Source organism: Algibacter sp. L4_22 (assembly GCF_023473045.1).
In the GTDB taxonomy this organism is placed as follows: Bacteria; Bacteroidota; Bacteroidia; order Flavobacteriales; family Flavobacteriaceae; genus Algibacter.
Window position 1 is genome coordinate 1 of sequence record NZ_JAMCOK010000100.1, and the last position, 543, is coordinate 543.

The 543-nt window shown below is 50.6% G+C and carries 1 rRNA gene; it reads left to right on the forward strand.

The features are described 5' to 3' along the window. Positions 1 to 543: ribosomal RNA gene (locus M4I23_RS19705) — 23S ribosomal RNA — on the forward strand; the annotation flags it as partial.

The following is a 543-nucleotide window of genomic DNA, read 5'->3' on the forward strand; positions in this document are numbered from 1 at the left end:
AAGGAATCGTACCCCAAACCGACACAGGTGGTCGGGTAGAGAATACCAAGGCGCTTGAGAGAACTCGGGTGAAGGAACTAGGCAAAATGGTACCGTAACTTCGGGAGAAGGTACGCTCTTATCAGTGAAGTCCCTTGCGGATGGAGCAGACGAGAGTCGCAGATACCAGGTGGCTGCAACTGTTTATTAAAAACACAGCACTGTGCAAAATCGTAAGATGACGTATACGGTGTGACGCCTGCCCGGTGCCGGAAGGTTAATTGATGGGGTTAGTCTTCGGACGAAGCTCTTGGTAGCGAAATTCCTTGTCGGGTAAGTTCCGACCTGCACGAATGGCGTAATGATGGCCACGCTGTCTCCACCCGAGACTCAGTGAAATTGAAATCGCTGTGAAGATGCAGTGTACCCGCGGCTAGACGGAAAGACCCCGTGAACCTTTACTACAGCTTGGCACTGAACATTGAACCTACATGTGTAGGATAGGTGGGAGACTATGAAATTGCGTCGCTAGATGTGATGGAGTCGTCCTTGAAATACCACCCT